Below are 26,781 nucleotides of genomic sequence, written 5' to 3' on the forward strand. Positions count from 1 at the left end.
TTTTCCCCTCTTTAACATTCTCTACTCTGTGTGAGTATCTACGGAGATGCCGTTTTGTATCAGGATAAAATTCTGGTCCGCCAGCTCGGTCTTCAACCTTACGAGCCAGTCTCTCTGGCCATGCACGAATTTACCGATACCCGCGATGAAAACAGTCATGATGAAATCTGGCTGGTAGAGCATTATCCTGTCTTTACTCAGGGTCAGGCCGGTAAAGCCGAGCACGTACTGATGCCGGGAGATATTCCGGTGATTCAGAGCGATCGTGGTGGTCAGGTGACCTACCACGGACCGGGCCAACAGGTCATGTATGTGCTGTTGAACCTGAAACGCCGCAAACTGGGTGTTCGCGAGCTGGTTACGCTGCTGGAGCAAACTGTCGTCAATACCCTTGCGGAAATTGGCATCGACGCCCACCCGCGAGCCGACGCGCCTGGCGTTTATGTCGGTGAGAAGAAAATCTGCTCATTAGGGTTACGTATTCGTAAGGGATGTTCATTTCACGGCTTAGCGCTCAACGTGGATATGGACCTGTCGCCTTTCCTGCGTATCAACCCTTGCGGTTATGCCGGAATGGAGATGGCAAAAGTATCGCAATGGGATAGCGCGGCCACCACTGAGAGCATTCGCCCACGCCTGCTGGCCAACATTCTGGCGTTGTTGGGTAACCCACCGCACGAATACGTTGCGGACTAAAAATGCGGTCATACTTTGCCACGGCATATGTTGTGGCAAATGGCACAAAACAACAACTATTTTACATTTTGCCAGCCTGTCAGGCTGCTTTCTGGCCCGTTTCAATGATATACTGCGTATCACTAATTCAAAAATAGTTGATAAATGCAACATTCCCTTGAATTGAAACGCTTTCCTTCGTAATTCGCAACTGGAACACGCAAGCTATGAGTAAACCCATTGTGATGGAACGCGGTGTTAAATACCGCGATGCCGATAAGATGGCTCTTATCCCGGTTAAAAATGTGGCAACAGAGCGTGAAGCCCTGCTGCGTAAACCGGAATGGATGAAAATAAAACTGCCAGCGGACTCCACTCGCATCCAGGGCATCAAAGCGGCAATGCGCAAAAACGGCCTGCACTCTGTCTGCGAAGAAGCTTCCTGCCCTAACCTGGCTGAATGTTTCAATCACGGAACCGCAACCTTTATGATCCTCGGCGCAATCTGTACTCGCCGTTGCCCATTCTGTGACGTTGCCCATGGCCGTCCGGTTGCGCCTGATGCCAACGAGCCGTTGAAACTGGCTCAGACCATTGCGGACATGGCGCTGCGCTATGTCGTCATTACCTCCGTTGACCGTGACGATCTACGTGACGGCGGTGCTCAGCACTTTGCTGACTGTATCACTGCTATTCGCGAGAAAAGTCCGTCGATTAAGATCGAAACTCTGGTGCCTGACTTCCGTGGTCGTATGGATCGCGCGCTGGATATTCTCACGGCCACACCGCCGGACGTATTTAACCACAACCTCGAAAACGTACCGCGTATTTACCGTAACGTACGTCCGGGAGCTGACTACAACTGGTCGCTGAAGCTTCTGGCGCGTTTCAAAGAAGCGCACCCGGAGATCCCGACTAAATCGGGTCTGATGGTAGGTCTGGGTGAAACCAATGCCGAAATCATTGAAGTCATGCGCGATCTGCGCAGCCATGGCGTGACCATGCTGACGCTGGGGCAGTATTTACAGCCGAGCCGCCATCACCTGCCAGTGCAACGCTACGTCAGCCCGGATGAGTTCGACGAGATGAAAGCCGAAGCCATGGCGATGGGATTTACCCATGCAGCCTGCGGCCCATTCGTTCGTTCTTCATACCACGCTGACATGCAGGCTAAAGGGCTGGAAGTGAAGTAATCGTGTAATACTCACTTACATTTCAGCAATAAAAAAACCGGCAAATTGCCGGTTTTTTTCATACAGAGCACACAGTAAGAGCATCATGCTCCTGACATTACTCTTTATGAGAGAGCTTTTCCGCCTGAACGCTACCATCAGCCTCTTTTCTGGCATCGGCATTATCGTCGTTCATCGCTTTCTTAAAGCCCTTAATTGCCGTTCCCAGGTCTCCACCCAGTGTACGTAACTTCTTGGTACCAAACAGCAGAACGACCAGTGCGGCAACCACCAGCAGTTTGGTAATACTAATCTCACCCATAGATACCTTCTTAACTTAAACCAGGCTGCATAAAGCGCCATATTAACCTGAGAATATTAACGGCCTTTCGACGCGCGCACACAATAGCAATCTGTAACAAGGTGAATCAAGCCTTGTTTAAAAAAACGTCATAATAATTGCGGTGGCGCAAAGCGTCGGTTACTTAATACCGGAAGTTGGGCCCTGACCTGCTTCACCCGCTCTGCTGAAACCTCGGCCATAATCAGCGCAGGCGTTTCTGCCGCGGCGGCAATGGTCACGCCAAAAGGATCGATGACCCGGCTTTGACCAATGTTCTTATTACCACATTCTCCTGCCGCAATAACATAGCAAGTGGCATCCAGGGCTCTTGCCGCCAACAATGTTGCCCAGTGATGCTCTTTTAGTGCTCCCCGCACCCATGCGGCAGGTAAAGCGAGTATGTCTGCCCCCTGCAGAGCGTGCGCTAACGCCAGCTCAGGGAAACGCAGGTCATAGCAGGTCATCAACCCTACCTTTAATCCGTCTACGTCCAGCAGCGGCGCTATGGCGTCTCCAGCATCGACATTCCGCGACTCCTGAATCGCGAACGCGTCGTAAAGATGCAATTTTGCATAATGGGCAACCACCCGGCCTCCTCGTAACGCCACCAACATGTTAAATGCCCGGCCTGGCACAGAAGGAACATGAATCGTCAGGATTGTCGTCATCTCATTTTGCGCGCTTTCCTGGAGTAAACGTGTCAGAAACCCACCCTCCAGCAATTGTGCTGACTTTACTGACAGGTCAGGGTCAATATCGTTACGGGCCAGCAACGCCTCCGGTAGTACCAACAACGATACTCCCTCTCCTGCGGCCTGAGACATCAATGATGCACAGGTTTCTGCATTCCTTTCCCACGAAGGTCCCACGGCAAACTGCCCTGCTGCAACGAACATATTCCCTCCAGAAAAGTTTGTCAGGCTCGCCAACAACGATTATTCAGCGTTACACTCACCCTATATACAATCAAATAGCAGGATTTAGCAGTGTTACAACTTCTTTTAGCGGTTTTTATCGGTGGTGGTACAGGTAGCGTAGCAAGATGGATGTTGAGCATGCGCTTCAACCCACTGCATCAGGCTATTCCATTCGGTACACTGGCGGCAAACTTACTTGGCGCGTTTATCATTGGTATGGGTCTGGCGTGGTTTAATCGTATGACAAACATCGATCCAATGTGGAAGGTTCTGATTACTACCGGCTTTTGCGGCGGGCTGACAACGTTCTCCACCTTCTCGGCAGAGGTCGTGTTTTTACTTCAGGAAGGACGCTTTGGCTGGGCTATGGTGAATGTGCTGGTTAATCTACTGGGATCATTTGCGATGACCGCTCTGGCATTCTGGCTGGTTTCTGCCTCTCCCGCACATTAGAGCGAAAAAAACCCGCAATTAAGCGGGTTTTGAATGCTTGCTGTCGTATGCTTACAGAGCGATTACGTTTGCAGCAGAAGGGCCTTTGGCACCGTTAGTGATTTCGAACTCTACGCGCTGACCTTCAGCCAGAGTTTTAAAACCATTGGTCTGGATTGCAGAGAAGTGTACGAACACGTCTTTGCTGCCATCTTCCGGAGTAATGAAACCGAATCCTTTGGACTCATTAAACCACTTAACGTTACCTTTAATCTTAGACATCAAAATTACCTTTACATGAAAAATAGACACAAATGCTGTGTCGGGTATCAGTACAACAATTGTGGTGCGCTTTGTCCAGTCGAACTTTATCAAAAAGTGATAAATGTCGCGTTATTTTTCAGTGAGAGTTGCCATCTATCTGTTTTTTAATGATTTTTAATACCTGGCTGACACTACAGGTAGCCTATCAAAACTGGAAGCGTAACCACGCAAAGTAGACGTTACCATTGTTATAGGTTCCTGGAATGTAGGTCATCTGGAACGTTGCCGGACCATAACCAATTGACGCCAGCGGTAACAGCACCGGCACGGGTATGTAGTTCCAGTTATCGCGCGCGGTAAAGCCAGCAGTAAAGCCAAGGCCGGTATGGAAGTTTTCATCAGGCAGCGGACGCCATGTTTTCTCCCAGCCGTAGCCGCCAATCGGTTCCCATTTATTGTAGGAATCCTTAAAGGCCATAATATAAAGCCCGTGCCAGTTTCCTTTATCATCCCAGCGGGATTGGCCAAATCCTGCCCCCCAAGGTCGCTCGTTGTAGCGATCCGTTTTTTCTTTATCGTAAGCAAAACGGGCATGCCAGGTAATAGCCGGTACATACAGATCATAATGTTCCGGCTGCTGCCAGGTTTCACTGACATTATCTTTAAACGTGGCAAACCAGCCTTTATCTTCAGCAGCCCCCTGGGGAATGAAAGCTAACTGAATAAAAAGAAATGAAAAAATGAGAAAATATCGTTTAGCGACAATCACAACTTAATTACCATCCTGGGAGTTATTAGCAATTGTAGCAAACTCAACCTTAATGTTAACTTAACAAAAATGCGCAGGTAAAAAATCAGAATATTCTTTGGATAATGCTTATAAGATGATTCCCCTCTATTTACTGGGCTTTATTACAGGGATAAGTTTCTCTTAATTGCTATTAAATTGTTCTTTTCAAACGTGACAAGCAAATAAAGAAACAACAATTTAACATTTTAATATCAAAATACGCACAACAGCAATGCGTTTCACAGTTTTTGCCGGGGAGATTCTTTTTTAAACCACGATGTTGAAAAAACAGTCTGGCCATCGGTTGAATCCGTATTTTTATTGATTTCAATCAGCAATAGTTATCGGTTTATTAGGCACATTCTGTCACCACTTTTTACTTTTTTTAGTTTTTTTACTTTCTGGGCAGCAATGCGACAGGGGAAACAATGTTGACATTTATTGAACTCCTTATTGGGGTTGTGGTTATTGTGGGTGTGGCGCGCTACATCATCAAAGGTTATTCCGCCACCGGCGTACTGTTTGTTGGCGGTCTGGTTTTGCTGATTATCAGTGCGGTGATGGGACATAAAGTTCTGCCTTCCAGCGCAGCAACGACAGGCTATACTGCTACAGACATTGTTGAATACATTAAAATTTTGCTGATGAGCCGCGGTGGCGATCTCGGCATGATGATTATGATGCTGTGTGGTTTTGCCGCCTACATGACGCATATTGGCGCGAACGATATGGTAGTTAAGCTGGCCTCCAAACCGCTGCAATATATCAACTCACCTTATCTGTTGATGATTGCCGCCTATTTTGTCGCCTGTCTGATGTCGCTGGCAGTCTCGTCAGCTACCGGCTTGGGTGTATTGCTGATGGCAACGCTGTTCCCGGTCATGGTAAACGTTGGGATCAGCCGTGGCGCCGCGGCGGCCATATGTGCCTCCCCCGCTGCAATCATTCTTTCACCGACATCCGGTGATGTGGTGCTGGCGGCAAAAGCCGCAGAAATGCCGTTGATTGATTTCGCGTTTAAAACCACGCTGCCAATTTCCATTGCCGCCATCATTGCTATGGCGATCGCACACTTTTTCTGGCAGCGCTACCTGGATAAAAAAGAGAACATTTCTCACGAAATGTTAGACGTGGCAGAAATCACCACTACCGCGCCGTCTTTTTACGCCATCCTGCCGTTTACACCGATCGTAGGCGTCCTGATTTTTGATGGTAAATGGGGTCCACAGCTGCACATCATTACGATTCTGGTACTGTGCATGCTCATCGCCGCCGTTCTGGAATTTATTCGTGGATTCAACACTCAAAAGGTGTTTTCAGGTCTGGAAGTCGCTTACCGTGGCATGGCGGATGCCTTTGCCAACGTAGTAATGCTGCTCGTTGCAGCGGGTGTTTTTGCCCAAGGGCTGAGCACCATCGGCTTTATTCAAAGCCTGATTTCTATCGCCACCTCGTTTGGCTCAGCGAGTATTATTCTGATGCTGGTACTGGTGATCCTGACCATGCTGGCGGCCATGACCACGGGTTCCGGTAACGCCCCGTTCTATGCTTTCGTTGAGATGATCCCGAAACTGGCACACTCTTCCGGCATTAACCCGGCTTACCTCGCTATCCCGATGCTTCAGGCTTCCAACCTCGGGCGTACCATATCTCCGGTCTCCGGCGTCGTTGTGGCGGTGGCAGGGATGGCGAAGATTTCTCCGTTCGAAGTCGTGAAACGTACCTCGGTTCCGGTACTGGTCGGACTGCTGGTGGTGATTATCGCCACCGAAGTGATGGTACCAGGCTCTTCTTCAGCCGTTGTTGGCGGCTGACTTTCATCGAAATGTAGGCCGGATAATGCATTTACGCCGCATCCGGCATTTCAACCCCGTTGCCGGATGGCGATGCTAAAGCATCTTATCCGGCCTACTTCAGAAATCAGCATTTAGCCGCCGTGATAAATACGCTGCGGCCTGCCTACCTTCCCGTGAATAATCTCCGCGATAATCAAATGGCGGCTGGCACAGTACTCCAGATAGCGTCTGGAGGTCGTACGACTGATGGTGAGCGCCTGGGCGATCGTTTCCGCAGTATGATGTACCGTCGGATCGGCAAATAGCTTCAGCACCGCATTCAGCGTTAACGCATCAATCCCGGTCGGCAAATCGCCTTTCGGCTCGCCGCGCGCGTAGGCGTTAAACATTTCATCAATCTGCTTTTGACTAGCGTTGTCATTGCCTGCCAGCATGCGTCTGCGCTGTTGATACCGCGTAAGCGTCTGCCCCAACCGCTCGTAAGCGATAGGTTTGACCAGATAATCAAACGCGCCGCTGCGCACGGCCTCGGAGACCGTTTCCATATCGCTGGCCGCCGTGGTAAAGACCACACCGCCCGGATAGCGCGCCTGGGTCAGCTCATGCAACAAAGTAATACCCTTACCGTCCGGTAAGTAGTTATCAAGAAGAATCAAACCGGGCTTAAAACGCTCAATCATCATTCTTGCCTGCGCAAGATTACCCGCCAGCCATATCTGGCTGAAGCCGGGTATATGGCGGATATATTCAGCATGCATTTCCGCCAGTAGCGTTTCATCCTCAACGATCAGTAGCGTTAATGGTTCCGTCATTATTTTTTTTCACTTTCGGAAGAAATAAAGAAAATAAGGTGCCGCAAGGGGAGTTATCTTCGAGCGTAATCACCCCGTTACAGCGCCTCACATAACTTGCAATCAGATACAAACCGATGCCATGTTCGCCTGGTTCATCGGTACGGGTGCTTACACCCTGTTCAAATATTTTTTCACGCAATGCTTCCGGCACACCGCATCCCTGATCGGCAACTTCGATGACCACATCATCCCCTTCGTCGCTCAAATAGAGTTCGACGACTTTGTTGCCTTGCTGGGTGCGTAAACTCGCTTCAAATGCATTATCAAGCAGATTGCCAACAATTGCTGCAAACTCTGTGCTATCCAGCCCTTCAGGCAGTTGGTGCAGTCGGCTGCCAGGAACAATGGCCATCGTAAGACCCAGTTCCCGCGCACGTTGTACCTTACCAAATAACAATCCCGCCACCTGACGATCGGCAAAGGCGCCGCGCAGGCTGTCAATCAGTTGCTGCTGTGCCTGTGACTCTCCCTGAACCATAGCCAGCACCCGGTCATACTCTTTCATTTGCAGCAGGCCATTGATGGTCGACATCCAGTTCAGGTGCTCATGACGCAGCGTTCTCAGGCTCTCAACATACTGTTTGATTTGCGTTAATTGTGCATTAAGGGTAGCAATTTCATCTTTACTACGAAAACTGATAATGGCGCCGAGCAGGTCGTCACCGGAGCGAATCGCCTCACGGTTGGCGATAACGCTCAACCCATTAAAATTAACCATCGCATCCTGGCGTTGTTCCGCAATCTGCTGGGTGAAAAAGTCCGATGGCTGAACGACTTCATTTACCGGTTTGCCCAGCCACTTTCGACCCGGCGATGACAGCCCCAGCATTTTCCTCGCACTGCGGTTAATCGCGGTGATATATCCGTCAGGATCAACGGCAATCAACCCTTCATACACCGAGCTGAACAGCGCTTCCTGCTGACGCACCACCCGCGCGATTTGTTTAGGTTCCATCCCTAACATCTGCCGACGAATATGGGCAGCAAAAAACCAGGAGAGCAGCATAAGTACCAACAACAACAGGATAAATACCCCAGCCATTGGCAGTAAGAAATCCGATCGCCAGCTGTCAATTTTACTGATCAGATAGCCAATTGAGACCACGCCAATGATTTTGCCATCGTCATCAAAGATAGGAGTTTTGGCGCGCATTGCCATCCCAATAGATCCTTTACCGGTAATAAAGTAGCTCTCACCTTTTTCCAGCGCGCCAGGCTTGGTGAACTGCATCGGGTAACCAATTTTTTCCGGGTTCGGATGATAAAGACGAATGGAGTGCGTATCTCCAATAACGACATAGTCGAAATCAGTCCCACTCTGTAGTTTGTCGGCAATAGTCGCCAGACGCTTGTAATCACGATGCTTCACCGCCGCGATGATGCTGTCATTAGAGGCGATGATTTTGGCCTGGTTCATTGCCATATCACGGACGTGTGTCGTCAGATAATCTTCAAAACTGGCGGTAAAGTATTGTGCTAACGCTGCGATAATAAGAACAGAAACGACCAGAATGAGCAGAAAGATGCGTAACGGAAACGCCAGACTGCGAAAAAAAGGAAACCGTGTTTTATTTTTCTGCTCTGCCATAATTTTTCCTCACCGACGTTACCGAAACTTATTTTCTATTGTAGTTGTAATAAAAATGTTTTATTTAAAAGTCACGGTATAAAACAGGATCGTTGCAGATTCCCCACCTTAAATCAATTAAACAAATTAAAACCGCGCACTATTTCCGAGTTAAATTAATTAAAAAACTTAAAACCATAAAACACATTAAAACCTTCTAACTTATTGTGAAATAAATCAAAAATTACCTCCAAAATACTCCTTACGATGTATGCAGCAGGGAAAAAAAGAAATACTCCGTAATAAAAAATCATTCCCTTCAATTGCAAACGAAACGTTATCAGGTTGCTAATCAGAGCAACAAAAACAGAAACCCAGTAACAAATATAGCGTCGGGGCTCTATTCACTATGTTCGGTAATAATATATTCACGCAAGTCAAACGCTCAGAAAATAAAAAGATGGCGGCTATCGCGCAATTTCTGAAAGAGAACGATCTGAGCGTTGATACCACCGTCGAAGTATTTATCACCGTCACCCGTGACGATCGCCTGATTGCCTGTGGCGGTATCGCCGGAAATATCATTAAGTGCGTCGCGATTTGTGAGTCCGTGCGCGGTGAAGGCCTGGCGCTGACGCTGGCGACAGAACTCATCAACCTCGCCTATGAGCGCCACTGTACGCACCTCTTCATCTATACCAAAACTGAGTACGAATCGCTGTTTAAACAGTGCGGCTTTTCCACGCTCACCAGCGTGCCCGGCATTATGGTATTGATGGAAAACAGCACCACACGGCTGAAACGCTACGCCGAATCGCTGGCAAAACAGCGTCATGAAGGGAAAAAAATTGGCTGTATCGTCATGAACGCCAACCCCTTCACCAACGGTCATCGTTTTCTGATCCAACAGGCGGCCGCGCAATGTGACTGGCTGCATCTGTTTTTGGTGAAAGAAGATACCTCGCGTTTTCCGTATGAAGACCGACTGGATCTGGTACTCAAAGGGACAAAAGACATTCCGCGTTTAACCGTGCATCGCGGTTCGGAATACATCATTTCCCGCGCCACGTTCCCGTGCTACTTCATCAAAGAGCAGAGCGTTATTAACCACTGCTACACCGAAATAGACCTGAAAATCTTCCGCCAGTACCTGGCCCCGGCTCTCGGCGTTACGCACCGTTTCGTGGGTACCGAGCCGTATTGCACCGTCACCTCCCAGTACAACAACGATATGCGTTACTGGCTGGAGACCCCAACGCTTCCCGCCCCACCGATTGAACTGGTGGAAATTGAGCGGCTGTGCTTCCAGGAGATGCCGATTTCCGCCTCCTGGGTGCGCAAGCTGCTGGTTAAAAAAGATCTCACGGCTATCGCATCCCTGGTTCCTGACGCCACGCTGCGCTATCTGCAAAGCATGGCTGAACGAGCCTCATCGGGTGCGGCAGTCCGCCAAAATACCCCCGCATTAGCAACAGGTGAAAAATGAAAATAAACCAGGCAGCCGTCGCAGGCACACTCGAGTCCGGTGATGTGATGATCCGCATCGCCCCACTCGATTCGCAGGATATTGACCTGCAGGTTAACAGTAGCGTCGAAAAGCAGTTCGGTGATGCCATTCGGGCCACCATTCTGGACGTACTGTCCCGCTACAACGTACGCGGCGTGCAATTAAATGTTGATGATAAAGGCGCACTGGACTGCATTTTACGTGCGCGACTGGAAGCACTACTGGCCCGCGCTGGCGGTATTCCGGCACTGCCATGGGAGGATTGCCAGTGATTGCCGAATCTTTGCAACAACGTAAAACCCGTACCCGCCGTAGCATGTTGTTCGTACCGGGCGCCAATGCCGCCATGGTCAGCAACTCGTTTATCTACCCGGCTGATGCGCTGATGTTCGACCTGGAAGACTCCGTCGCGCTGCGTGAAAAAGATACCGCCCGCCGCATGGTGTACCACGCGCTGCAGCATCCGCTGTATCACGACGTTGAAACCATCGTGCGCGTGAACGCCCTCGACTCCGAATGGGGCATCAACGATCTCGAAGCTGTTGTGCGCGGCGGCGCTGACATCGTGCGTTTACCGAAAACCGATACCGCACAGGATGTCACCGACATTGAAAACGAAATCCTGCGCATCGAAAACGCCTGCGGACGTGAGCCCGGCAGCACCGGCCTGTTAGCCGCCATCGAGTCGCCGTTAGGCATTACCCGCGCGGTAGAAATCGCCCACGCTTCAGAACGCCTGATTGGTATTGCCCTGGGTGCAGAAGATTATGTGCGTAACCTGCGTACTGAACGTTCCCCGGAAGGGACTGAACTGCTGTTTGCCCGCTGCTCTATTTTACAGGCTGCGCGCTCTGCCGGTATTCAGGCGTTCGATACCGTCTATTCCGATGCCAACAACGAAGCAGGTTTCCTGCACGAAGCCTCACACATCAAGCAGCTGGGTTTTGACGGCAAGTCGCTGATCAACCCTCGCCAGATTGAACTTCTGCACAACCTGTATGCCCCGACGCGTAAAGAGCTGGCTCACGCCCGTCTGGTGGTGGAAGCCGCTGAAGCTGCCGCCCGCGAAGGTCGTGGCGTGGTTTCCCTGAACGGCAAGATGGTTGACAGCCCGGTTATCGAGCGCGCCCTTCTGGTTATCTCCCGGGCAGAACTTTCCGGCATTCGCGAAGAATAAGGCAAAAAAATGACGCAGAAAATCGAACAGTCTCAACGCCAGGATCGCGTGGCGACCTGGAGCCGTCATGCAGAAAGCGAGCTTTCCGCTTATCAGAGCACCGCAAAAGCAGAACTGCAGGCGCAAAAACCGCGCGACAAAAAGCTGTGCGCTAATCTGGAAGACGCTATTCGTCGTTCAGGTTTACAGGATGGTATGACCATCTCTTTCCACCACGCATTTCGCGGTGGCGATCTGACGATTAACCTGGTGATGGACGCCATCGCCAGCATGGGCTTTAAAAATCTGACGCTGGCCTCAAGCTCCCTGAGCGACTGCCATGCGCCGCTGGTTGAGCACATCCGTCAGGGCGTGGTCAGCCGAATTTATACCTCCGGGCTGCGTGGCCCGCTGGCAGAAGAGATCTCTCGTGGTCTGCTGGCTGAGCCAGTGCAAATCCACTCCCACGGCGGTCGTGTACACCTGGTGCAAAGTGGCGAGCTCAACATTGATGTCGCATTCCTCGGCGTACCGTCCTGCGACCAGTTTGGTAACGCTAACGGTTATACCGGTAAAGCGTGCTGCGGTTCACTGGGCTATGCCCGCGTCGATGCCGAAAACGCCAGACAGGTTGTCCTGCTGACAGAACAGCTGCTGACCTATCCGCATAACCCGGCCAGCATTACCCAGGATCAGGTGGATCTGATCGTGCAGATCGACCAGGTCGGCGATGCGGACAAAATTGGTGCGGACGCGACCCGTATGACCACCAATCCACGTGAATTGTTGATCGCCCGCAGTGCGGCAGACGTCATTGCTAACTCCGGTTACTTCAATGAAGGCTTCTCATTGCAGACAGGCACCGGCGGCGCATCTCTGGCCGTTACCCGTTTCCTGGAAGACAAAATGCGTAGCCGTGACATCCATGCCGATTTCGCGCTGGGCGGCATCACCGCCACCATCGTTGATCTGCATGAAAAAGGCTTAATCCGCAAACTGCTGGATGTACAAAGCTTCGACAGTGCCGCCGCGAAATCTCTGGCCCGCAATCCAAATCACATTGAGATCAGCGCTAACCAGTACGCTAACTGGGGCTCGAAAGGCGCATCCGTTGACCGTCTGGACGTTGTGGTCCTGAGCGCATTAGAAGTCGACACCAGCTTCAACGTTAACGTACTGACCGGCTCCGACGGCGTACTGCGTGGCGCTTCCGGTGGTCACTGCGATACGGCTGTGGCCGCAGCGCTTTCCATCATCGTCGCACCGCTGGTTCGCGGACGCATCCCGACACTGGTAGATAACGTGCTGACCTGCGTAACCCCAGGTTCCAGCGTTGACATTCTGGTTACCGACCACGGTATCGCCGTCAACCCTGCCCGCCCTGAACTGGCGGAACGCCTGCAGGAAGCTGGCATGAAAGTGGTGTCGATTGAATGGCTGCGCGAACGTGCCCAGCAGTTAACCGGTCAACCGCGCGCCATCGAATTTACCGACCGCGTAATTGCCGTTGTGCGCTACCGCGATGGTTCGGTCATTGACGTTGTGCATCAGGTGAAGGAATAAGCCATGCACCTGCTCCCTGAACACGCCACCTGCCACGCGGTCTCCATTCCCGGGCTGCTCGCCAGCCGCGATGAGAGACAGGCAAGGCAGCATGCCTGGCTCACGCGTCATCACGCGCCACTGGTCTCGTTTACCGTGGTCGCGCCAGGTCCGGTTAAAGACAGCGAATTAACCCGTCGCATCTTTAATCACGGCGTCACCGCCCTGCTCGCGCTGGCGGAAAAATCCGCCTGGATTGTCAGGGAGCAAACTGCGCTGGTCTCTGCCAGCGGACCGGAAGGCCTGCTGGCCATTGAGGCTCCGGCCCGGGACCTCAAGCTCGCCACTATCGGACTTGAGCATTCACATCCGCTGGGACGGTTATGGGACATCGACGTCCTGAACCCTGAAGGGGAAATTCTGTCCCGGCGTCATTTCGCGCTCCCTGCCCGCCGCTGTCTGCTGTGCGGGCAAAGCGCTGCCGAATGCGCGCGGGGTAAAACTCACGCGCTTTCCGACTTACTCATTCAGATGGAGGCACTGCTGCATGATGCCGATTCCCGCAACATCAACTCATAACGCAGTCCTTCCTCTGGATCTGCCTGCCGCTTACGCCATGCTGGCGTGGCGCGCCATGCTGACGGAAGTCAACCTGTCGCCCAAACCGGGTCTGGTAGATCGTATTAATAACGGCGCGCATAAAGATATGGCGCTGGAAGATTTTTATCGCAGTGCTGAAGCGATTCAGACATGGCTACCGCGTTTTATCGAATACGGCGCATTTAGCGCACAGCAGTCGCCGGAAGATGTCCTGCAAGGACTGCGTCCTCTGGGCATGGCCTGCGAAGCCGATATGTTTCGCGCCACTGCCGGAGTGAACACCCATAAAGGCAGCATCTTCTCGCTGGGATTACTGTGCGCCGCCATTGGCCGCCTGCTCCAGCTCCGCCTGAGCGTTACCGCTGAAACCCTTTGCTCTACGGCAGCAACATTTTGCCGTGGCCTGACCGGGCGCGAACTGCGCCAGAACAACCAACAACTCACGGCCGGCCAACGTCTTTATCAGCAACTGGGATTAACCGGCGCCCGCGGCGAAGCCGAAGCAGGATATCCCCTCGTTATTCAGCATGCTCTGCCGCACTACCGTGCGCTGCTGGCTGAGGGCCGCGATCCTGAACTGGCGTTACTCGATACGTTACTGCTGCTGATGTCTGTCAACGGCGACACCAACGTGGCTTCCCGTGGTGGCGCAGAAGGTTTGCGCTGGCTACAGCAGCAGGCCTCCACCTTGTTACAACAAGGCGGGATTCGTACCCCTGCCGATCTCGAATACCTACGCCAGTTCGACCAACAGTGCATTGAACGCAACCTCAGTCCCGGGGGCAGCGCCGATCTGCTGATCGTCACATGGTTCTTAGCTCAGATTTCACAAGTTCATCATTATCACAATTAAAGATCCTTTCCGGAGAATCACACACATGTCTTTAGCAAAAGATAAAATTTGGAAGTTACTGGCCCCATTGGTAGTCATGGGCGTCATGTTTCTTATCCCCGTCCCTGATGGCATGCCCCCACAGGCATGGCACTATTTTGCCGTGTTCGTGGCCATGATTGTCGGGATGATTCTGGAGCCAATTCCGGCAACAGCAATCAGCTTTATCGCCGTGACGATCTGCGTTATCGGCAGTAACTATCTGCTGTTTGACGCTTCCGAGCTGGCCGACCCGGCATTCAAAGCGGGTAAGCAAGCGCTGAAGTGGGGTCTGGCGGGCTTCTCCAGCACCACCGTGTGGCTGGTGTTTGGCGCGTTTATTTTCGCACTGGGTTATGAAGTTACCGGCCTGGGTCGTCGTATCGCGCTGTTCATGGTGAAATTCATGGGTAAACGTACCCTGACGCTGGGCTATGCGATTGTTATTATCGACATCCTGCTGGCGCCGTTTACACCGTCCAACACCGCGCGTACCGGTGGTACCGTATTCCCGGTTATCAAAAACCTGCCGCCGCTATTTAAATCATTCCCGAACGATCCTTCCGCGCGCCGTATCGGCGGATATCTGATGTGGATGATGGTCATCAGTACCAGCCTGAGCTCCTCTATGTTCGTGACCGGCGCGGCGCCGAACGTACTGGGTCTGGAATTCGTCAACAAAATTGCTGGCATTCAAATCAGTTGGCTGCAATGGTTCCTCAGCTTCCTGCCGGTCGGTATTATTTTGCTGATCGTTGCGCCGTGGCTGTCCTACGTTCTGTACAAACCAGAAGTCACTCACAGTGCTGAAGTTGCCGCATGGGCCGGTGAAGAACTGAAAACCATGGGTAAACTGACGCGTAAAGAACTAACCCTGATCGGTCTGGTTCTGCTCAGCCTGGGTCTGTGGGTCTTCGGGGGTAAACTGATTGATGCCACCGCGGTGGGTCTGCTGGCCGTTTCCCTGATGCTGGCGCTGCACGTTGTACCGTGGAAAGATATTACCCGCTATAACAGCGCATGGAACACCCTGGTTAACCTCGCCACGCTGGTTGTTATGGCAAATGGTTTGACCCGTTCAGGCTTCATCGACTGGTTCGCGAACACCATGAGCACGCACCTGGAAGGTTTCTCGCCTAACGCGACCGTGATCGTGCTAGTGCTGGTGTTCTACTTTGCTCACTACCTGTTTGCCAGCCTTTCCGCACACACCGCCACCATGCTGCCGGTTATTCTGGCGGTCGGTAAAGGTATCCCAGGCGTTCCAATGGAACATCTGTGTATCCTGCTGGTGCTGTCCATCGGTATCATGGGCTGCCTGACTCCGTATGCAACAGGCCCTGGCGTTATCATCTACGGTTGTGGTTATGTGAAGTCCAAAGACTACTGGCGTCTGGGAGCTATCTTCGGCGTTATCTACATCGCTATGCTTCTGCTGGTCGGTTGGCCGATTCTGGCAATGTGGAGCTAATCATTCCTGCTCACGCCTGATGAAAATGATGCCAGTCAGCTAATCCTGACTGGCATTTTTTATGATTAAATAGATGATATTCAGAATTTATATAAGTATCCGAAATCATCATGACATCAACGTGGCGTTATTCTTCTTTACTGGCAGCACTTATGCTCCCAGTTTCTGCGGCTCAGGCCGATGAACTTCAGGCAAAACAGTACGCTGATTTTGACCGCTACGTGCTGGCCCTTTCCTGGCAAACCGGTTTCTGTCAAAGCCAACACGAGCGTAATCGTCAGGAGCCTGACGAATGTCGTCTGCAAAAAGAGAGCGCGGACAAAGCGGATTTCCTGACCGTTCACGGCCTGTGGCCCAGCCTGCCAAAATCGATCGCCGCTCGCGGAGTAGATAACCGCCGCTGGATGCGTTTTGGCTGCGCAACGCGTCCCATTCCTAACCTGCCTGAAGCGCGTGCCAGCCGTAAATGCGCAGCACCTGAAACCGGCCTGTCACTCGAGAGTGCGGCGAAACTGAGCGCGGTGATGCCCGGGGCTGGCGGAACATCCTGTCTGGAACGCTACGAGTATGCCAAACACGGCGCCTGTTTTGGTTTTGATCCCGACGTGTACTTTGGCACGATGGTGCGGCTGAATAATGAGGTTAAGAACAGTGAAGCGGGCAAGTTCCTCGCGGATAACTACGGTAAAACCGTCAGCCGCAACGCATTTGACGCCGCTATCGCCAAAAGCTGGGGCAAAGAGAACGTCAAAGCCGTGAAGCTAAGCTGCCACGGCAATCCGGCTTATCTCACAGAGATCCAGCTATCCCTGAAAGCCGACACCATCAACCAACCGCTATCTGCGCAGTCATTCTTACCGCAGCCGCATCCGGGTAACTGCGGTAAACAGTTTATTATCGACAAGGCAGGATATTGAAAATAGCGACCGACGCCGCAGCCTGGCGTCGGTCTGCATGGTTAGCGTTTTGCTCGGGCGTCCGGGCGAACTAAATCAAAGCGGTGTGTTTCACTGATCGAATAATACGCCGTTGGCCCACCAGCACGCAGTACCGGTTTCGCTTTCGCCGTCTGATAGATGCCGTCTTCCAGGAGCGTTTCGTCTATGTGAATGCCTACCACTTCCCCCAATACCAGCCAGGTATCAACCGGTGAGCCATCAGCGGTAGTCAGTTGCAGGCTTTGCGATAAGCGGCACTCAAAATTAACCGGGCTTTGCGCCACGCGCGGCACGCCGACAATCCGGCTGTCGGCTTTACTCAGCCCAGCGGCAAAAAACTCGTCCTCACCGTGCGGCAAACTGGCAGACGTTTCATTCATCGCGCCAGCCAGTTCAAGGGTGGTCAGGTTCCAGACAAACTCACCGGTTTCGACAATATTCTGCACGCTATCTTTCCAGCCGCTGCTGGCAAAACCAATAATCGGCGGATGGTAGTTAAAGCAGTTAAAGAAACTGTACGGCGCCAGATTATGTCGCCCGTTGCTATCGCGCGACGCAATCCAGCCAATGGGGCGCGGTCCAATGATGGCATTGAGCGGGTCGTGCGGTAAGCCGTGTCCCTGTGATGGTTGATAGAAATACATAGCCTTCTCTGGTGTCGTTAACGGTAGCGCAGCACGAATTATGCTTCGCTCATCTCCCTGGAAAAAGAGGATCAGCGTAGAACAATCCGTTAAAGATTACGACTGAATAAAGTTAAGCAGATCGCCATTGATCTGCTGTTTATGGGTGGTGCAAATGCCGTGAGAACCACCGGCATACACCTTCAACTGCGCGTCCGGCAATATTTCTGCCGCGACCTTGCCGCAGGTTTCAAACGGGACAATCTGATCGTCATCGCCGTGGATCACCAGCGTCGGGATGGTCATTTTTTCGAGGTCGCCACGCAGGTCTGTTTCTGAAAACGCATGAATGCAGTCGTACAACGCTTTGATAGACCCTTGTAAGCCCTGTTCAACAAAACTTTCCCGGACAGCTTTCGACTCTTTCGCGCCCGGACGGTTATAACCATAGAATGCCGCGGTCAGTTCATAGAAGAAGGCGGCGCGATCGTTCACTACCCCTTCCCGGATGCCATCAAACACCTCTTTCGGCACGCCATTCGGGTTAAAGTCGGTCTTGATCATGATGGGCGTCACCGCGCCAATTAACACCGCTTTTGCCACCCGCTGCGTCCCATGGCGACCAATGTAACGCGCCACTTCCCCCCCGCCGGTAGAGTGCCCAACGTGCACGGCATCTTTAAGATTGAGATGCGCGGTAAGTTCAGCCAGATCGTCAGCATACTGATCCATATTGTGGCCATCCCACGGTTGGGCCGAGCGGCCATGTCCGCGCCTGTCATGGGCGATCACACGAAATCCTTTCGACCCAAGAAACAGCATCTGATCCTCAAACGCATCTGCCGTCAGCGGCCAACCATGGCTGAACACGATGGGCTGTCCACTTCCCCAGTCTTTAAAATGCAAATAGCTGCCGTCTTTTAAGGTAAGTTTGTCGTACTGGCTCATGAGATCTCCTGTAGCGGAACACTGAGTTGTATTGACGCACCCGCAACGAGCGCTTAAAAAGCATAATGCAAATTGGAGAACGATCACGTTTTTCGGCTAAAATCACAGCATACGCGACAATATTGATGATTTACCTGAATGTGAACTAAATCACTTCAAACATAGGGTAAGTCTCAGTATCATCATAAAAGCTAAACCCTTGCCGCCTGACGGTGAGGGTTTTCTTTTGGGATTATTTACCTGCGCACCCGCAGTATCGACGACATGGAGTAATAAATGTCCAGACCAACTATCATCATTAACGACCTCGATGCGGAACGCATTGACCGCCTGTTGGAGCAACCTGCGTTTGCTGGTTTACCGATTGCCGACGCCCTGAACGCTGAACTGGATCGCGCGCAAATGTGTTCTCCAGAAACCATGCCGCACGATGTCGTGACCATGAACAGCCGCGTGAAATTCCGCAATCTGAGTGATGGCGAAGTCCGTGTGCGTACCCTGGTGTATCCGGCCAACATGACTGACAGCAGCACGCAGCTTTCCGTCATGGCGCCTGTTGGCGCGGCACTTCTGGGTCTTCGCGTTGGCGACACCATTCACTGGGAACTGCCGGGCGGTACCTCAACACACCTCGAAGTCATCGAACTTGAGTACCAACCAGAAGCTGCGGGCGACTACCTGCGCTAACTCTGTCTTATCAAAGCTATTCGCTTTATCTTGCAGGGGATGCATCTGCATCCTCTTTCCGGTTACTCCTCATCTCCCTACCCTCGCGTTATTTCCTGTTCGCAAAACATAAATCTGTGCCGTGACTGACAGAATCATTTTTAATACTATGCTGTTATGTGTTCATGTAATGACAAGGAGAATGTTTATGTACAACACAATCATAATGCCTGTTGATGTATTCGAAATGGAACTGAGTGACAAGGCTATTCGCCATGCAGAATTCCTGGCACAGGAAAACGGCGTTATCCATCTGCTGCATGTGCTGCCAGGCTCAGCGAGCTTAAGCCTGCACCGCTTTGCGGCTGACGTTCGTCGTTTTGAAGAGCATCTGCAGCACGAAGCGGAAACGCGCCTGCAAACAATGGTCGGTCACTTCAGCATCGATCCTTCCCGCATTAAACAGCACGTGCGCTTTGGTAGCGTCCGTGACGTGGTCAACGAGTTGGGTGAAGAGTTGAATGCAGATGTGGTGGTCATTGGGTCGCGTAACCCGTCCATCAGTACCCACCTGCTCGGATCAAACGCCTCCAGCGTTGTCCGCCATGCTACTCTGCCGGTATTGGTTGTTCGTTAATAACGTCTGATTTGCTGTAAAAACCCCCTGCCAGGTTAACATCTGACAGGGGGTTTTATTATCGTGCAATCAATACAAATGACCGATATTCACGATGGTGCTGACCGTATCGCCAAAGAATGTCAGACGACTGAGGATTACGCCAACAAACAGCAGAACAAACAACGCTTTTGCCCGACGTTCGCCCTGACGACTCAACACAAAGGCCAGCGCCAGACAAACCAGGCTCGCCAGATAAAGCGGCGAGGTCAGCCAGGCATGCGCGGTCATCTGCATAATGGTCCCGCCGCTTAACCAGATAATTGGGGCTGCGATCATGACCGCCATACAAACAACAATTCCCTGGCGTAATGCGGCAATGGTAGGTGCGAGATTAAGCAGCGGAATCGCCGCACAACCCATAACCCACACGGTGATGAAGAACAGCAGCATCGTCAGACCGTTGGCGATCGCCACCATCGCCGGTGCGGCATAGGTCATACCCTGTACCGCCACCAGCGCAATTCCAAGGACAGACGCCAGAACAGCCGGAACCTTGTGCCCTTTTGCCAGGAACGTCACGCCCACCGCCGCGCCATATAAGGTTGCGCCAAGAATTTCACGGCTCAGCCAGGCGTGCTGCAGGTTTATCAGGGCGTTGTAGGCACGGTCCGGATGCGCAAGGTGCAGGATCGCTGCCACGGACGCAGTCGCCAGAACCAAACCGGTAACCAGCCAGTACAAGCGTTTGCTTTCCAGTTTTCCTTGCAGCGTGCGTAGCGTCAAAATCAGCGTGATCCCAACCGACATCTGACTCAGTACGGTAAAAATGACCAGAGGAAGTTCATACTTTTCCATTACTTGACCTCCGGCTGCTTCGGTTGACGCGCCAGGATAAAACGCGTGCCCGGATTAAGCTGCGGCATGCGTGGGAACCCCGGCGGATACTGGACGGCATTGTTGGGTATCGGGTCGGCATCCAGATCGATTAGCGTCAGCGCCCCCACCGGACAAGCATTTACACATGCCGGTTGCATACCAACGTCAAGGCGTTCGTAGCACATGCTGCATTTTTCCGCCTTTTTCGTCTCTTCATTGAAACGCGGCGCTCCGTATGGGCAATTACGGATACAGTTTTTGCATCCAATACAACGTTCCGGGTTATGCACCACAACACCATCCTCACGTTTGGTGTAAGCCTCGACCGGGCAAGCCGCCAGGCAGGCTGGGTTTTCACAGTGATTGCAAGCCAGCGAGTAGAACGCCCGCTCTTCATGCGGATAAATTTCTTTATCCAGCGGATAGACGTAGCGCCAGAAACGTTCAGGCTCCAACTGGTTAAAACTCTTACACGCCATCGCGCAGCCACGGCAACCGATGCATTTATCGCTATTGACTAAAAACGCGCGTCTCATGCCGCTGCTCCTTTACTTACCAAAATGATATCCGCAAACTGACTGTGGATCGCCGCACCCGGTGCACCGGTTTTCATCAGCCCCATATCGGCCGGGGTATCCGCCACCACGTTTTGTACGTTGTATTTCCGTTTCGGAAACCACGCCTCGTACATCACCAGGAAATCTTCCGGAACGTTAGCGGTCACCTTCGCACGCAGTTCTACTTCACCTACGGTGTTAAACACTTTCACCAGGTCGTTTTCGGCAATGCCTCTTTTTTCTGCAGAAATCGGATGCATATAGACAAACGGCTCCGGATAGAAGACCTGCATCCAGTCAAGGTTGATAAATTGGGAGTGGATACCGAACTGCACATGCGGTGTAAACAGGTGGAATGGCAGTGTACTTTTCGCCTCCGATTTATATTCCGGCAGCGCCGTATGGCCATTTTTCTCACATAGCTCAGATTTGAATTCAAACTTTCCAGAGGGGGTTTTAAATTTACGGTCATACCAGGCCGCAGAACTCGGTAAAATGGCTTTTTTCGGGCCATCCAGCAAGTCATCCCAGGAGGAGATGCCAAACATTTTGCCCATCCCGTCATTGAATTCCTGGTCCAGCCAACGCTTATGATCGAACTCCTGTGGGAATGTGCAAGAACCCGGCTCCAGCTTGTTAATCGCCCGGGAGAGTAAAACGGCAATTTCCAGATCGCATTTCGCCTCATACATCGGCTTAATGGCCGGTTGGTTGATAGAGAGCCAGTAATGCCAGTAGGAGGCATCAACATTCCACTCTTCAAAGGCCGTAGTGACCGGTAAGACGATATCGGCGTGCTGGACGGTTTCATTAAAGAACTGATCGGCGCACACCACCATTTCCAGTTTTTCAAACGCCTTTTCCATCTTACTGCGATCGAAATCCTGAGCAAACGGGTTCTTACAGGCGACCCAAAGCATACGAACAGGCGGTTCGTTGGCTTCCAGAATTCCCTTGGCGGTCTGGTTGATATTAAGAGAACGATCGGAATATTGCGCCACTGCCCCAGCAGAACCGAACTCACTGGTTGTACCCGCTGCTCCAGGCATACCGATGGAGCCTACCGGTGGCTTTTGCAGCATGGCATTGTAGTTAAAGCCCCAGGTATGCAGATGCCCATAACGAGCGCCGCCGCCTTCAATACCGATATTACCCGTCATGGCGACGAAAGCATCAATGGCACGAACATTCGCGCCACCATTAACATGGCGCTGCATGCCATAACCAATCCACACGGTAGCAGGATTAACCGCCGTAAATTCTTCCGCCAATTGACGAATGACATCCGCAGACAAACCACAGATTTCAGCCGCCCACTCAACGGTCACACTGTTGCGCAGATAGGCTTCGAATTCCGGGTAACCATGAGAATAGTTGTTGACGAAATCCTGGTCCACCAGGCCTTTATCCACCAAATGGCGTGCCATACCCAGCGCCAGCGCACCATCAGAACCTGGACGAACGCGTAAATAAAGATCGGCTTTTGCGGCGGTCTGCGTTAACAGCGGATCGATAACGACCACTTTCGCCCCTTTCTCCCGCGCCTGGTAGATATACTTCATGGTGTGCATTGAGCACCATGCCGGATTAGCACCCCAGATGATGATGTATTTTGCTTTCACAAAATCTTCCGGGTCGTTACACCACATATCGCCCATATCGTAGTTCTGGGCATCGATACCGGCAAGCCAACAAGGCGTTCCGGCAAAACGGGTGGTGTAACCCAGCGAAGACATCATCCCTTCAACCGCATAGTTCAATACCCCGAATTTGCCGGAATATTTGGTCATCGCCAGGCCCAGCATTGAACCATCTTTCTTTTTGATCTCCAGCATCTTGGTCGCAATGCGCTGCATTGCTTCGTCCCAGGAAATACGACGCCAGTTACCGCTACCGCGAACATCCTGAACCATTGGATATTTAATGCGATCCGGGCTGTATACCCGACGCGGGTAGCTCAACCCTTTAACACAGGGTGCTCCATGCGTAAACGTTGACTCAGGCGCGCCTTCTACAAAGGTGATGACATCGTCCTTCACCCATGTTTTCAGGCTACAGGTGTCATAGCAGTTACGCGGACAGGCGTTGCGATAAATTTTGTAGGTTTTCGGGTTAAAAGGAATGGGCGGTTGCGCTAATGCGCAACGTGAAGTCAGCAGTCCCCCTGGTAGGGCAGCCACCGTGCCAAGGGCAATCAACCCTTTCAAAAATGAACGTCTGTTCAGAACTCCCGGTTCATTGCTCATATGATACTCTCGTGTTTAATTCATCAAGCCAAGAAGACAATTTTCCCGCTACGGTTCTCAACGTGGCGGTCTGTGCATTTATCTTTATTTTTTCTATAAAATCGGGAACCCAAACCACTATATACTCATTTACATATCGAGTGAGGGCAGTCTGATATTCTGCTGATGCCCGGGCGTTTACCGATAATAAAACGGCCAACTCCAATACATATGAAATATGATCATCAGGAATATTATTCACATGATTTATAGATAGGCCGATATTTGCCATGAATTCCCGAATACTCAGGGTTGATTGACCCATAACAAGAGCATCTTCTTCGAGATAAACTGAAGCAAACGGTGCGGCCTTGAGCGCCTGCGGCCCGATAAAGAGTGCATTGAAGTCATACTCCGCTTGCAGCCACTCGTGCTCTGTCAACGTCGAGGCATTTGTATCCAGCGCGGAATAAGCTTTTTTCAGCGTATTACTATCAGAAGAAATAAAAAAATCACGCAACAATAACCCTGTCGATTCAAAGATCGTCAGGGTTTCATATATTTCACCCATGAATTAACCAACCATTTATTCACACAAGAAATGAAAACATAGTGCAGGTTAATATAATAAAGAAAATGCCTATTCTTTTTTTGATAAAACTAATAATCAGGCTAATTAAATGAATATTTAATGCAGTTTATTGTTTCAAGAATTGACAATCTGAAAGCGCGGAAATAAAAAACCGCCAGCGGATGACTGGCGGTTTTGGCATGCAGGTGAGTCTTACTTTTTTATGCTACTGTTGTGCGAATCAGATAATCAAAAGAGCTTAACGAGGCTTTCGCGCCTTCGCCTGTCGCGATGATGATCTGCTTATACGGTACGGTTGTGCAGTCACCCGCAGCGAAAACACCTTTCACGTTGGTTTCGCACTTCGCATCGATGATAATTTCACCCATGCGGTTGCGTTCAACGGCGCCTTCCAGCCAGTTGGTGTTCGGCAGCAGACCAATCTGTACAAAGATACCTGCCAGCTCCACACTGTGAATATCTCCGCTTACGCGGTCACGATACTCAAGACCAGTCACTTTGCTGCCATCGCCTTTTACTTCTGTCGTTTGCGCATTCAAAATGATGTCGACATTTTTCAGACTGCGTAGTTTATTCTGCAGTACCTGATCGGCCTTCATTTCAGGAGCAAACTCCAGCAGCGTCACATGTTCAACGATGCCCGCCAGGTCGATAGCGGCTTCAACACCGGAGTTACCGCCGCCAATCACCGCCACGCGCTTGCCTTTAAACAGCGGACCATCACAGTGCGGGCAATAGGTTACGCCTTTGGTGCGATACTGATCTTCGCCCGGAACGTTCATGTTGCGCCACTTCGCGCCGGTCGCGATGATAATACTGCGCGCTTTCAACACCGCGCCGGATGCCGTTTCAATCTGATGCAGACCACCTTCCTGCGCCGCAGGAACCAGTTTGCTGGCGCTTTGGCTATCGATAACGTCAACATCATAGTCATCAACGTGGGCTTTCAGCGCGCCCGCCAGTTTCTGGCCTTCGGTTTTTGGCACCGAGATATAGTTTTCAATATCAACGGTATCCAGAACCTGGCCGCCAAAGCGTTCGCCCATCAGACCGGTGCGAATACCTTTACGTGCAGAGTACACCGCAGCAGCAGCTCCCGCAGGGCCGGAACCAACAATCAGTACGTCATAGGCATCACGCGTGTTCAACTCCTCAGCCGCACGTTTCTCTGCGCCGGTATCCACTTTCGCCACGATCTCAGTCAGCGTCATGCGGCCCTGGCCGAACTCTTTACCGTTCATAAATACCGCCGGAACGCCCATCACGTTGCGATCGGTGATTTCGTTCTGGAAAGTACCGCCATCAATCGCCGTATGCTTGATGCGTGGGTTCAGTACCGACATCAGGTTCAGCGCCTGCACCACGTCCGGACAGTTATGGCAGGAGAGTGAATAATAGGTTTCAAACTCAAAATCGCCGTCGAGATCGCGGATCTGCTCCAGCAACGCCTGCGCCTCTTTTGACGGATGACCACCGGTCCACAACAGCGCGAGCACCAGCGAGGTAAATTCATGGCCCAGCGGAGAACCCGCAAAGCGCGGCCCCTGGTGAGAGCCAGGATTGGTAATCAGGAACGATGGCTTACGCACTGCCAGAGTATTGTCTTCTGTAAAGGTGACTTTTTCTGACAGTTCAGCAATTTCAGTCAGCAGTTCCTTGATTTCTGCCGATTTAGCGCTGTCATCCAGCGTAGCAATCAGCTCAACAGGTTTGGTCAGTTTCTCAAGGTAAGCCCTGAGCTGGGTTTTCATATTTGTGTCGAGCATTCTTCTTCCCTCTCTGAAAACATCATCATGCAAGCCGACTTCGCGGGACTGCGTTAATGCAACTTGCGTCATGGTGCTGGAATGAAACAGGCGCAAATTTGCGCCTGTGGAATGCCGGATGCACTACGTTTATCCGGCCTATAAATTAGCTTAGATTTTACCAACCAGGTCTAAAGATGGAGCCAGAGTTGCTTCACCTTCTTTCCATTTAGCCGGGCAAACTTCGCCTGGGTGGGATGCAACATACTGTGCGGCTTTAATTTTGCGCAGCAGGTCAGAAGCATCACGACCGATACCTTCAGCGGTAACTTCGATTGCCTGGATGATACCCTGCGGGTCAACAACAAAGGTTGCGCGGTCAGCCAGACCTTCATCTTCACGCATGTTGTCGAAGTTACGGGTCAGGGCGCCAGTCGGGTCGCCGATCATCGCATATTTGATTTTTGCGATGGTGTCAGAGCTGCTGTGCCATGCTTTGTGCGTAAAGTGGGTATCGGTAGAAACAGAGTAAACGTCTACGCCCAGTTTCTGCAGTTCTTCATAATGGTCTGCAACGTCGCCCAGTTCGGTCGGGCAAACGAAGGTGAAGTCAGCCGGGTAGAAGAAGAAGACGCTCCAGCGACCTTCGGTATCTTTCTCGGTTACTTCGATGAACTCACCGTTTTTGAACGCCTGGTTTTTGAAAGGTTTAATTTTGGTATTAATCAAAGACATCTGTACTTCCTCCGTGTTTTCGTTGAGAGATAAGTTAACGAAAATCTCTTCAAAGGGCTAATGCGTTTCCTTTATCAAATCAATAAGCGTTAACTAACAACTTACTCAATCGAACCTAAAAGACAAAAGTAAAAAAGGCCCCCTATGCAGGGAGCCTCATTACCCGAGCTACCCGCAGGTAACGTCAGTACCAGCAGAGCTGGCTATGTGTTGCGCTCTACATTACCTTAACAAAGGTCGTAACAGCGATTGGGATTACATCACCCAACTAAAGAAAGGGCAATCGACAGACTGTCGATC

At 51.5% G+C, this 26,781-nt stretch carries 28 protein-coding genes; 14 read left to right on the forward strand and 14 right to left on the reverse strand.

Annotated elements, in window-relative coordinates:
* Nucleotides 1–54: 54 nt before the first annotated feature.
* Together lipB and lipA are read left to right on the forward strand one after the other, a co-directional pair.
* Complete coding sequence (lipB, locus tag FDX04_RS10215; RefSeq protein ID WP_042309816.1) at nucleotides 55–696, forward strand: lipoyl(octanoyl) transferase LipB; 642 nt, start codon at nucleotides 55–57, stop codon at nucleotides 694–696.
* A 206-nt stretch (nucleotides 697–902) separates the two neighbouring features.
* The gene (gene lipA / locus FDX04_RS10220) at nucleotides 903–1,868 is read left to right on the forward strand and encodes a lipoyl synthase (RefSeq protein WP_042309819.1); all 966 of its coding nucleotides are present in this window, start codon (nucleotides 903–905) and stop codon (nucleotides 1,866–1,868) included.
* Between the two features lie 97 nt (nucleotides 1,869–1,965).
* Here the strand turns inward: lipA and tatE are convergent, their stop codons facing one another.
* Together tatE and FDX04_RS10230 are read right to left on the reverse strand one after the other, a co-directional pair.
* Nucleotides 1,966–2,169 (reverse strand): twin-arginine translocase subunit TatE, encoded by a 204-nt coding sequence (gene tatE, locus FDX04_RS10225; protein ID WP_042309820.1) that lies wholly within the window; start codon nucleotides 2,167–2,169, stop codon nucleotides 1,966–1,968.
* A 128-nt stretch (nucleotides 2,170–2,297) separates the two neighbouring features.
* Nucleotides 2,298–3,086: a deaminated glutathione amidase gene (locus FDX04_RS10230; protein ID WP_042309822.1), complete on the reverse strand. Its 789-nt coding sequence runs from the start codon at nucleotides 3,084–3,086 to the stop codon at nucleotides 2,298–2,300.
* 90 nt (nucleotides 3,087–3,176) lie between these two features.
* Here FDX04_RS10230 and crcB point away from each other — a divergent pair, with 90 nt between their 5' ends.
* A complete protein-coding gene (gene crcB / locus FDX04_RS10235) occupies nucleotides 3,177–3,560 on the forward strand; it encodes a fluoride efflux transporter CrcB (protein WP_003831281.1) in 384 nt (127 codons plus the stop codon).
* Between the two features lie 51 nt (nucleotides 3,561–3,611).
* Here the strand turns inward: crcB and cspE are convergent, their stop codons facing one another.
* Nucleotides 3,612–3,821 carry a transcription antiterminator/RNA stability regulator CspE gene (gene cspE / locus FDX04_RS10240; RefSeq protein ID WP_000034825.1) on the reverse strand — a complete coding sequence of 70 codons (210 nt, stop codon included), beginning with the start codon at nucleotides 3,819–3,821 and terminating at the stop codon, nucleotides 3,612–3,614.
* A gap of 187 nt (nucleotides 3,822–4,008) precedes the next feature.
* Complete coding sequence (gene pagP / locus FDX04_RS10245) at nucleotides 4,009–4,572, reverse strand: lipid IV(A) palmitoyltransferase PagP (protein ID WP_038638726.1); 564 nt, start codon at nucleotides 4,570–4,572, stop codon at nucleotides 4,009–4,011.
* Between the two features lie 449 nt (nucleotides 4,573–5,021).
* On the opposite strand from pagP, the gene dcuC reads away from it, so the two are divergent.
* Nucleotides 5,022–6,407: an anaerobic C4-dicarboxylate transporter DcuC gene (dcuC, locus tag FDX04_RS10250; protein ID WP_061381653.1), complete on the forward strand. Its 1,386-nt coding sequence runs from the start codon at nucleotides 5,022–5,024 to the stop codon at nucleotides 6,405–6,407.
* 113 nt (nucleotides 6,408–6,520) lie between these two features.
* Here the strand turns inward: dcuC and dpiA are convergent, their stop codons facing one another.
* Nucleotides 6,521–7,201, reverse strand: coding sequence for a two-component response regulator DpiA (gene dpiA, locus FDX04_RS10255; RefSeq protein ID WP_137360496.1), 681 nt, complete (start codon nucleotides 7,199–7,201; stop codon nucleotides 6,521–6,523).
* Nucleotides 7,170–8,831: a sensor histidine kinase DpiB gene (dpiB, locus tag FDX04_RS10260; RefSeq protein ID WP_137360495.1), complete on the reverse strand. Its 1,662-nt coding sequence runs from the start codon at nucleotides 8,829–8,831 to the stop codon at nucleotides 7,170–7,172. Before dpiB ends, dpiA begins: the two co-directional genes overlap by 32 nt.
* Before the next feature lie 388 nt (nucleotides 8,832–9,219).
* Here dpiB and citC point away from each other — a divergent pair, with 388 nt between their 5' ends.
* The 8 genes from citC to rna all read left to right on the forward strand — a co-directional run bounded on the left by citC (nucleotide 9,220) and on the right by rna (nucleotide 16,874).
* Entirely contained in the window at nucleotides 9,220–10,296 is a 1,077-nt protein-coding gene (gene citC, locus FDX04_RS10265; protein ID WP_137360494.1) for a [citrate (pro-3S)-lyase] ligase, read from the forward strand.
* Nucleotides 10,293–10,589, forward strand: coding sequence for a citrate lyase acyl carrier protein (gene citD / locus FDX04_RS10270; protein ID WP_003831276.1), 297 nt, complete (start codon nucleotides 10,293–10,295; stop codon nucleotides 10,587–10,589). Before citC ends, citD begins: the two co-directional genes overlap by 4 nt.
* Nucleotides 10,586–11,494, forward strand: coding sequence for an aldolase/citrate lyase family protein (locus FDX04_RS10275; RefSeq protein WP_137360542.1), 909 nt, complete (start codon nucleotides 10,586–10,588; stop codon nucleotides 11,492–11,494). Before citD ends, FDX04_RS10275 begins: the two co-directional genes overlap by 4 nt.
* Before the next feature lie 9 nt (nucleotides 11,495–11,503).
* Complete coding sequence (gene citF / locus FDX04_RS10280; RefSeq protein WP_042309829.1) at nucleotides 11,504–13,036, forward strand: citrate lyase subunit alpha; 1,533 nt, start codon at nucleotides 11,504–11,506, stop codon at nucleotides 13,034–13,036.
* 3 nt (nucleotides 13,037–13,039) lie between these two features.
* Nucleotides 13,040–13,594, forward strand: a complete 555-nt coding sequence (gene citX / locus FDX04_RS10285) for a citrate lyase holo-[acyl-carrier protein] synthase (RefSeq protein WP_137370882.1) — start codon at nucleotides 13,040–13,042, stop codon at nucleotides 13,592–13,594.
* Complete coding sequence (gene citG, locus FDX04_RS10290; protein WP_137370883.1) at nucleotides 13,563–14,468, forward strand: triphosphoribosyl-dephospho-CoA synthase CitG; 906 nt, start codon at nucleotides 13,563–13,565, stop codon at nucleotides 14,466–14,468. The genes citX and citG overlap by 32 nt, the downstream gene beginning before the upstream one ends.
* Nucleotides 14,469–14,493: 25 nt before the next feature.
* Nucleotides 14,494–15,957 carry a citrate/succinate antiporter CitT gene (gene citT / locus FDX04_RS10295; protein ID WP_038638704.1) on the forward strand — a complete coding sequence of 488 codons (1,464 nt, stop codon included), beginning with the start codon at nucleotides 14,494–14,496 and terminating at the stop codon, nucleotides 15,955–15,957.
* Nucleotides 15,958–16,067: 110 nt separating this feature from the next.
* Nucleotides 16,068–16,874, forward strand: a complete 807-nt coding sequence (rna, locus tag FDX04_RS10300) for a ribonuclease I (protein ID WP_137370884.1) — start codon at nucleotides 16,068–16,070, stop codon at nucleotides 16,872–16,874.
* 41 nt (nucleotides 16,875–16,915) lie between these two features.
* Here the strand turns inward: rna and FDX04_RS10305 are convergent, their stop codons facing one another.
* Nucleotides 16,916–17,539: a flavin reductase family protein gene (locus FDX04_RS10305; protein WP_042309838.1), complete on the reverse strand. Its 624-nt coding sequence runs from the start codon at nucleotides 17,537–17,539 to the stop codon at nucleotides 16,916–16,918.
* A 96-nt stretch (nucleotides 17,540–17,635) separates the two neighbouring features.
* The gene (locus FDX04_RS10310; RefSeq protein WP_038638697.1) at nucleotides 17,636–18,466 is read right to left on the reverse strand and encodes an alpha/beta fold hydrolase; all 831 of its coding nucleotides are present in this window, start codon (nucleotides 18,464–18,466) and stop codon (nucleotides 17,636–17,638) included.
* Between the two features lie 276 nt (nucleotides 18,467–18,742).
* Here FDX04_RS10310 and rnk point away from each other — a divergent pair, with 276 nt between their 5' ends.
* Together rnk and uspG are read left to right on the forward strand one after the other, a co-directional pair.
* The gene (gene rnk, locus FDX04_RS10315) at nucleotides 18,743–19,153 is read left to right on the forward strand and encodes a nucleoside diphosphate kinase regulator (RefSeq protein ID WP_005120853.1); all 411 of its coding nucleotides are present in this window, start codon (nucleotides 18,743–18,745) and stop codon (nucleotides 19,151–19,153) included.
* Nucleotides 19,154–19,340: 187 nt separating this feature from the next.
* Entirely contained in the window at nucleotides 19,341–19,769 is a 429-nt protein-coding gene (gene uspG, locus FDX04_RS10320) for a universal stress protein UspG (RefSeq protein ID WP_016152215.1), read from the forward strand.
* A 69-nt stretch (nucleotides 19,770–19,838) separates the two neighbouring features.
* On the opposite strand, the gene FDX04_RS10325 is transcribed toward uspG, so the two are convergent.
* The 6 genes from FDX04_RS10325 to ahpC all read right to left on the reverse strand — a co-directional run bounded on the left by FDX04_RS10325 (nucleotide 19,839) and on the right by ahpC (nucleotide 26,481).
* Nucleotides 19,839–20,606 carry a DmsC/YnfH family molybdoenzyme membrane anchor subunit gene (locus FDX04_RS10325; protein ID WP_137360491.1) on the reverse strand — a complete coding sequence of 256 codons (768 nt, stop codon included), beginning with the start codon at nucleotides 20,604–20,606 and terminating at the stop codon, nucleotides 19,839–19,841.
* Nucleotides 20,606–21,163, reverse strand: coding sequence for a 4Fe-4S dicluster domain-containing protein (locus FDX04_RS10330; protein WP_042309843.1), 558 nt, complete (start codon nucleotides 21,161–21,163; stop codon nucleotides 20,606–20,608). Before FDX04_RS10330 ends, FDX04_RS10325 begins: the two co-directional genes overlap by 1 nt.
* Nucleotides 21,160–23,430 (reverse strand): molybdopterin-dependent oxidoreductase, encoded by a 2,271-nt coding sequence (locus FDX04_RS10335; RefSeq protein WP_137370885.1) that lies wholly within the window; start codon nucleotides 23,428–23,430, stop codon nucleotides 21,160–21,162. Before FDX04_RS10335 ends, FDX04_RS10330 begins: the two co-directional genes overlap by 4 nt.
* The gene (locus FDX04_RS10340) at nucleotides 23,420–23,980 is read right to left on the reverse strand and encodes a molecular chaperone (protein WP_137360489.1); all 561 of its coding nucleotides are present in this window, start codon (nucleotides 23,978–23,980) and stop codon (nucleotides 23,420–23,422) included. The genes FDX04_RS10335 and FDX04_RS10340 overlap by 11 nt, the downstream gene beginning before the upstream one ends.
* A gap of 221 nt (nucleotides 23,981–24,201) precedes the next feature.
* Nucleotides 24,202–25,767 carry an alkyl hydroperoxide reductase subunit F gene (gene ahpF, locus FDX04_RS10345; protein ID WP_137370886.1) on the reverse strand — a complete coding sequence of 522 codons (1,566 nt, stop codon included), beginning with the start codon at nucleotides 25,765–25,767 and terminating at the stop codon, nucleotides 24,202–24,204.
* A gap of 150 nt (nucleotides 25,768–25,917) precedes the next feature.
* A complete protein-coding gene (gene ahpC, locus FDX04_RS10350) occupies nucleotides 25,918–26,481 on the reverse strand; it encodes an alkyl hydroperoxide reductase subunit C (protein WP_004859485.1) in 564 nt (187 codons plus the stop codon).
* Between the last annotated feature and the right edge of the window lie 300 nt (nucleotides 26,482–26,781).

The sequence above is a fragment of the Citrobacter sp. wls615 genome (assembly GCF_005281355.1).
Lineage (GTDB): Bacteria > Pseudomonadota > Gammaproteobacteria > Enterobacterales > Enterobacteriaceae > Citrobacter > Citrobacter werkmanii.

Bases quoted from the DNA above. Each gene is read 5' to 3' on its own strand.
- ahpF (WP_137370886.1), bottom strand. From the start codon at position 25,767: ATGCTCGACACAAATATGAAAACCCAGCTCAGGGCTTACCTTGAGAAA.
- rna (WP_137370884.1), top strand. From the start codon at position 16,068: ATGACATCAACGTGGCGTTATTCTTCTTTACTGGCAGCACTTATGCTC.
- FDX04_RS10335 (WP_137370885.1), bottom strand. From the start codon at position 23,430: ATGAGCAATGAACCGGGAGTTCTGAACAGACGTTCATTTTTGAAAGGG.
- dpiB (WP_137360495.1), bottom strand. From the start codon at position 8,831: ATGGCAGAGCAGAAAAATAAAACACGGTTTCCTTTTTTTCGCAGTCTG.
- FDX04_RS10310 (WP_038638697.1), bottom strand. From the start codon at position 18,466: ATGAGCCAGTACGACAAACTTACCTTAAAAGACGGCAGCTATTTGCAT.
- citG (WP_137370883.1), top strand. From the start codon at position 13,563: ATGATGCCGATTCCCGCAACATCAACTCATAACGCAGTCCTTCCTCTG.
- dpiA (WP_137360496.1), bottom strand. From the start codon at position 7,201: ATGACGGAACCATTAACGCTACTGATCGTTGAGGATGAAACGCTACTG.
- citF (WP_042309829.1), top strand. From the start codon at position 11,504: ATGACGCAGAAAATCGAACAGTCTCAACGCCAGGATCGCGTGGCGACC.
- uspG (WP_016152215.1), top strand. From the start codon at position 19,341: ATGTACAACACAATCATAATGCCTGTTGATGTATTCGAAATGGAACTG.
- FDX04_RS10230 (WP_042309822.1), bottom strand. From the start codon at position 3,086: ATGTTCGTTGCAGCAGGGCAGTTTGCCGTGGGACCTTCGTGGGAAAGG.
- FDX04_RS10330 (WP_042309843.1), bottom strand. From the start codon at position 21,163: ATGAGACGCGCGTTTTTAGTCAATAGCGATAAATGCATCGGTTGCCGT.
- FDX04_RS10305 (WP_042309838.1), bottom strand. From the start codon at position 17,539: ATGTATTTCTATCAACCATCACAGGGACACGGCTTACCGCACGACCCG.
- rnk (WP_005120853.1), top strand. From the start codon at position 18,743: ATGTCCAGACCAACTATCATCATTAACGACCTCGATGCGGAACGCATT.
- FDX04_RS10340 (WP_137360489.1), bottom strand. From the start codon at position 23,980: ATGGGTGAAATATATGAAACCCTGACGATCTTTGAATCGACAGGGTTA.
- dcuC (WP_061381653.1), top strand. From the start codon at position 5,022: ATGTTGACATTTATTGAACTCCTTATTGGGGTTGTGGTTATTGTGGGT.
- citD (WP_003831276.1), top strand. From the start codon at position 10,293: ATGAAAATAAACCAGGCAGCCGTCGCAGGCACACTCGAGTCCGGTGAT.
- citX (WP_137370882.1), top strand. From the start codon at position 13,040: ATGCACCTGCTCCCTGAACACGCCACCTGCCACGCGGTCTCCATTCCC.
- ahpC (WP_004859485.1), bottom strand. From the start codon at position 26,481: ATGTCTTTGATTAATACCAAAATTAAACCTTTCAAAAACCAGGCGTTC.
- FDX04_RS10325 (WP_137360491.1), bottom strand. From the start codon at position 20,606: ATGGAAAAGTATGAACTTCCTCTGGTCATTTTTACCGTACTGAGTCAG.
- citT (WP_038638704.1), top strand. From the start codon at position 14,494: ATGTCTTTAGCAAAAGATAAAATTTGGAAGTTACTGGCCCCATTGGTA.
- cspE (WP_000034825.1), bottom strand. From the start codon at position 3,821: ATGTCTAAGATTAAAGGTAACGTTAAGTGGTTTAATGAGTCCAAAGGA.
- tatE (WP_042309820.1), bottom strand. From the start codon at position 2,169: ATGGGTGAGATTAGTATTACCAAACTGCTGGTGGTTGCCGCACTGGTC.
- citC (WP_137360494.1), top strand. From the start codon at position 9,220: ATGTTCGGTAATAATATATTCACGCAAGTCAAACGCTCAGAAAATAAA.
- lipA (WP_042309819.1), top strand. From the start codon at position 903: ATGAGTAAACCCATTGTGATGGAACGCGGTGTTAAATACCGCGATGCC.